The organism is Mesorhizobium sp. P5_C1, assembly GCF_054049815.1.
On sequence record NZ_JBFULQ010000351.1, the window covers coordinates 1 to 5,906 of the forward strand.

The 5,906-nt window shown below is 65.2% G+C and carries 3 protein-coding genes; 1 reads left to right on the forward strand and 2 read right to left on the reverse strand.

What is annotated here, in order from left to right:
• Positions 1-503: acyl-CoA dehydrogenase family protein (locus ACXJ7R_RS22755; protein WP_457153816.1), on the reverse strand; the 503-nt coding region annotated here is incomplete at its 3' end.
• Between the two features lie 274 nt (positions 504-777).
• Positions 778-1,239, reverse strand: coding sequence for a MerR family transcriptional regulator (locus ACXJ7R_RS22760; RefSeq protein ID WP_095082335.1), 462 nt, complete (start codon positions 1,237-1,239; stop codon positions 778-780).
• Between the two features lie 454 nt (positions 1,240-1,693).
• On the opposite strand from ACXJ7R_RS22760, the gene ACXJ7R_RS22765 reads away from it, so the two are divergent.
• Positions 1,694-5,728: a peptidoglycan-binding protein gene (locus ACXJ7R_RS22765; protein WP_457153817.1), complete on the forward strand. Its 4,035-nt coding sequence runs from the start codon at positions 1,694-1,696 to the stop codon at positions 5,726-5,728.
• Positions 5,729-5,906 lie beyond the last annotated feature (178 nt).

Here is a 5,906-nt window from a genome sequence, read left to right on the forward strand (position 1 = left end):
GGCTCGGTCAGGTTCATGGTGCCGGTCCAGGCACCCTCAACCATCTTCGGCAGCCATTTGGATTTCTGCTCGTCGGTGCCGTGGGTGATGATCGCCGCGATCGCGCCCTGCGTCAGGCCCGGATACATCATCAGCGACATGTTGGCCGACACCATATATTCGGCAACGGCGGTGTGCACCGCATAGGGCAGGCCCTGGCCGCCGAACTCGACGGGTGCGGCCAGACCCATCCAGCCACCCTCGCGATACTGGCCGAAGGCCTCCTTGAAACCTTTCGGCGTCGTCACCGAGCCGTCGTCATGGCGCACGCAGCCTTCCATGTCGCCGACACGGTTCAGCGGATGCATGACGTTTTCGGCGAGCTTGGCGCCTTCGGCGAGGATAGCCTCCAGTACATCGGGCGTGGCGTCGGCAAATCCGGGAAGGTTCGAATAGCGCTGATAGCCTAGCACCTCGTTGAGCACGAACAGCGTATCCTGGACCGGAGCCCTGTATGTCGGCATGCTTTCCTCCACCCTGCAGACCTGTCCGAATGCCCCCGAAGTCTACCAAGGGTGGCATGCGGACCCATGTTGCGAGCGGGATAGCAAAAATTGACGTTTGCGTAAACGTCAATTTTTTCGATGCGACAAGATTTCCCGCCCACCGCGCGGTGAACGTAGCGGCGAGGCGTTGCACAAGCTAGCGGCGAGAGGCTGCATTGGGCCGCGGCCAAGACGACGAAAAGCCGCGTGGCCCTGCCGCGCGGCTTTGATAGTCAGACAGTCAGCGGATGAATTAGCCCGCGACGCTCGCCTGCGGCGCCGAACGCTCGGCCAGCATTTGGCGCACCGCCGACATCGAGCCGCTCAGCTCGTTAATGGCGTCATCAATCAGCGCCCGCTGCTTCTGCAGCCGGGCAAGCTGCTTTTCCGACTTGTCCAGCGCCAGCCGCAGCTGCTTGGTGTTGGAGCCGGTCGGATCGTAGAGGTCCATCATCTGCTTGACGTCGCGCAGCGAGAACCCAACCTTGCGGCCAAGCAGGATCAGCTTCAGCCGGGCCTTGTCGCGGCGCGTGTAGAGACGGGTCGAACCGTCGCGCTGCGGGTTAAGCAGGCCCTTGTCTTCATAGAAACGCAGCGTGCGCAGCGTCACTCCATATTTCTTGGCCATCTCACCGATGCGTACAAGGTCCTCGCCGGTTTCGACAGACATATTGTTGGTATTGGCCGCGGTCTCGCCGGCCGAGATAAGCTTCATGGTCACTGGCTTTCCCCATCTGGTGGCGTCGCGGTCCTGGACCGTGCGTCGCCTGACTGGAAGCGGGGGCTTGCTTCCGGTCGTGGTTTCAACAAACAAATCGCAAACAGCACGCTCAGGGCGCCTTTTACGTTTACGTCAATTCTATACCGATAGCCGCCTCATGACGCAAGGGCGTTCTGCGCGGCGAGCGTTATGCCGCACCGTGCTGCCGGCATCCGACATCCTTGCAACTTCTTAAGTTTGGTTAACGCGTTGTTTACCACGTTGGGCGAAATGTGGGCGCGTCGGCTACCCGTGGTTATCCTGTATCGAATTTTTCACGGTTTTTCGGAGCGCGGGTGAGAGCCCGGGAAGCTCGTCTTCCACCGCGGCATAGCCGCTGTCGCCTCGTTCCGACAGGGACTTGGGGGAACTGGCCGCGAGCCAGCCAATCTGAAAGACGGACGCACCGATGAACAGCAAGCGGTCCTACCTCGATACACTCAACGCCGGCAGGCAGCGCAGGCCGCAGACCACGCTCGAGCAGTTGAACCGTTCCCTCGAAACGCTGGAGCAGCGGCTGGAGCGTACGCGCGAGGACCCGATGGCACGGCCCGAGCCCCGCCAATACGGGGCCGATGCGCGCTATCCAGCAGCCCAACCCTCTGGCCAACCCTCCAGCCAGCAGCGGTGGTACGAGGATCCGCAGCCGGCGCCGCGCCCGACGAGCCCGCCGCCGCCCGCCGCCGCCTTCGGGCAGAATTGCCAGGCCATCGCCCGCGACATCGATCGCGTGCGTGGCCAGGAGGACGGCGTTGCCATGGTCGGCAAGATCGCCGGCGAGTTGCGCGGCATGCGCGAGGAACTGCGCCACCAGATGACGGCTGGGCTGCAGCGGGAATTCGAAGCGCTGCGCAAGGACATCGAGCGGGCTTTCCAGTCGGGCGCCAGGCCGGGCACCTCGGCCAAGGGCAGCGCCGAACTCGGCCTTGAATTCGAACGGCTCTCCGGCGCCATCCAGACACTGGCCGAGAAGAGCGACGACAGAAGCGTCAACATGCTGCGGCTCGAGCTCGAACAGGTCAAGGCCGCGCTCGACACGCTGGCGCGCGAGGAGAGCGTGCAGAAGGTCGACCGCCGCTGGGACGATTTCGATCGCCGCTGGACGGCCTTCGAGGACCGCGTCGACGCCGATCAGCGCAAGCGCTCCGACGACCCCGGCCTATCAATGCTGACCGACCGGCTGGAGCAGATCAGCAACGCCGTCAACAATCTGCCGGAATCGCTGTCGCTGCGCTCGCTCGAGGAAAAGGTCCGCACGCTTGCCGGCGCCGTCGATCATTTCGCCAGCCAGCAGGACAATCGTGGCAGCGACACGCTTGGCATGATCGACGAGCGGCTGGACGAGATCTCCCGCGCCATCGTCGCCTCGACGGTCGCCGCGCAAGCCAATTCTTTCGACCACGAGGCTTTCGAGCGCATCGAGAAGCGGATCGACTCGCTTGCCCAACAGATCGAGGAAGTCGCGCAGGACCGCCCGGGCAACGCTGTCATGGACCGGCTGAGCACCCTGTCGAGCCGTGTCGACGAGCTCGCCGGCCGCGCCAACCTGCCCGAGCAGGCGATGGAGCGCCTGGCCAAGCAGATCGCGCTCATTGCCGACAAGATCGACCAGGCGCCTGCCATGCCCGACGCCGACTATATCTTCCATGGCCTGGAGCAACGCTTCGACGTGCTGTCGAGCATGATGGAACGTCGCCAGGGCGACGCCATCGAACAGGGCAACATGCTATTCCGCGATCTCGAGCGGCGGCTGGACGAGGTGGCCGACAGGCTGGACCAGCGCATGCCGCATGTCGACAGCGCCGGCATCATGGAAGCCATCGACGCCCGCTTCACCGCGCTGGCTAAGCGCTTGGAAACGCGTGTTCCCGATCCCGCAGGCGAAGCCGCGATCCGCGGCCTGGAAAGCCGGCTCGAAGACATTTCAAGCCGGCTGGACGCATCGGCCGCGCAGGTGGCCGGCATCGATCCGGCGCTGATCCGCAGCCTGGAGGCGCAGGTCGCCGGCCTGTCCGCCCACCTTTCAAGGCCCAGCACGCCGCTGCCGGAATTCGAGGACATCAGCCCGCGTCTCGACGAGATCGAGAAGTCGCTGTCCGGAACCCGCGATTCCATCCTCGGCGCGGCGCGCGAAGCAGCCGAGAACGCGGTGCGTTCGCTGGCCGGTTCGAGCGCCAACACGACAGCCGTTTCCGGCCTCGCCCAGGATCTGAAGACACTCGAAACGCTGACGCGGCGCTCGGACGAGCGCAATTCGAGAACGTTCGAAGCCATCCACGACACGCTGCTCAAGATCGTCGACCGGTTGGGTTCGCTGGAACCCGGCGAACCGGTCGAGGCGGTGAGCGAACTCCTGGATGCGGCTGCGGTCGGACCCGCCGGCCGGCGCGGTGCGCGGCGGTCCAAGATGGCCGTCGAGGCACCGTCAATGGATATCGATCAGCCGATGCCGCTGACCGGGGACATGGCCGATCTCGATGGCCGCGCCGCCGCTATCCTGCGCAATGATCCGGGCATGCGTGGCGACCTGGATACGCGTGGCGACCTGGATATGCGTGGCGGCGTGGGCACGCGCTCACCAGCCGAAGCCGCCGCTGCCGCGGCCCTGGCTGCCCTCAGTTCCGATACCATCGCCGAGAAAAGCGAACAGGCAGGCGGCCGCAAATCGTTGTTCGGCGGGCTGGCACGTGCATTCAGGGGCAAGAAGGAGGCCGACATTCCGCCGCTGGCCGGCTCGGCGCCGATTGCCCCGACACCGAGCGTCGACCTCGACGAACCGCTGGACCCAAAATTGGCCAATCGGCCGCTGGAGCCCGGCTCCGGCGCACCTGACCTCAATGCCATCATGAAGCGCGTGCGCGACGAGCGCGGCCAGCCGGCCAAGCCAAGCGACACCGATGCCGCAAAATCGGATTTCATCGCCGCAGCGCGGCGCGCGGCGCAAGCGGCGGCCGCCGAGGCCGATGCACTGAAGCGCCAGTCGACGATGACCGGACCCGTGAAGGCACTGCGGATCGGCGATCTGCTCAAGGCGCGGCGCAAGCCGATCCTGATGGCGGCCGCCGCGATCATGCTGGCGCTCGCCGGCCTGCAACTGGGAAAGGCCTTCTTCGCCGATCCGGCGCAGGTGGCAAGCAACGACGCCGCGCCGATCGTCGCCTCGCAACCGGTGCAAACCGCCTCGGTCGATGCGGCTAGCCAGCCGAAGGCGGACGTTCAGCCGCAGTCCGTGGAAAGCGCGCCGACCCGTTCCGTCAGACAGGCCGAGCCGTCCGAACCGGCAGCCAAGGATGACATGGCCGCGCAAGGCACGATGGCCACGCCGCCAAGCATCGAGCCTTCGATGGATGCGGCACCGACAGCCCAGCCGGTTCCTGCGCCTGTTGCTTCGGCGACACCCGCCGACGCAAGCCCGACGGCACCCGACATGACAGCTTCGGCTGCTGCGCTCCCGGCTGGTCCGGCCCCGGTCGCCGCGGAAGCGACCGATGCCGATACCGGGCCTGTGACGGCCGAGCCGAACACCGCCAAGGACACCACGGGAGCGGTTCCACCGGCCGACACTTCGCCGGCGGCAGCCACCGCCAAGTTCGACATTCCCACCGACGTCGGCCCGCTCGCCTTGCGCGATGCCGCTGCCGGCGGCGACGCCAAGGCGTTGTTCGAGGTCGGTTCGCGCTACGCCGAGTCGCGTGGCGTCAAGGAAGACATGGCGGCAGCCGCCAAATGGTACGAGAAGTCGGCCGAACTCGGCTTCGCGCCGGCCGAATACCGCATCGGCAATTTCTTCGAGAAGGGCATTGGCGTCGCGCGCGATATCAAGAAGGCGAAGACCTGGTACCAGCTCGCCGCCGAGCAGGGCAACGCCAGCGCCATGCACAACCTGGCCGTGCTGTTCGCCATGGCCGCGGATGGCGTCACCGACAATGAGTCGGCCGCGCACTGGTTCCAGGCGGCGGCAGACGTCGGCGTCAAGGACAGCCAGTTCAACCTCGGCATCCTCGCCGCCAAGGGCGTCGGCATGAAGCAGAACCTCGAGGAATCCTACAAATGGTTCGCGCTCGTCGCCAAGACCGGCGACAAGGATGCGGCGGCCAAGCGTGACGAGATCGCCAATGCGATGCGGCCCGAGCAGCTCGAACGCGCCCGTGCCGCGGCCGAACTGTGGAAGGCCAAGCCGCTGGATGCGGCAGCCAATTCGGTCGACATTCCCGAATCGTGGCAGGACGGCGCGCCGCAGACGACCGCCAGCGTCGACATGAAGAAGGCCGTCGAGAACATCCAACGCATTCTCAACAAGAATGGCTACGATGCAGGCGACGCCGACGGCAGGATGGGCCAGAAGACGAAGACCGCGATCATGGCTTTCCAGACCGACAACAAGCTGCCGGCGACCGGCACGGTCGACGAAAAACTGGTCAAGGCGCTGCTGGCGCGCAAATAACGGCAGATGCGTCGCTTCCACGACGCCCTTGCCACACATTTGCCTGTTAACTGATTGAGATGTTTTTTGTTTCGGCAATGCTGCGTGGTTTGACTTCGTAGCACCTCCGGCGCAAGAACAAACTGGCTTGTCGGGTCAAGATGCCCGCAACGGTTGCATTCACCGACAGGCAAAACTG

Excerpts from the sequence above, each read along its gene's own strand:
- ACXJ7R_RS22760 (WP_095082335.1), bottom strand. The coding sequence starts at position 1,239 with ATGAAGCTTATCTCGGCCGGCGAGACCGCGGCCAATACCAACAATATG.
- ACXJ7R_RS22765 (WP_457153817.1), top strand. The coding sequence starts at position 1,694 with ATGAACAGCAAGCGGTCCTACCTCGATACACTCAACGCCGGCAGGCAG.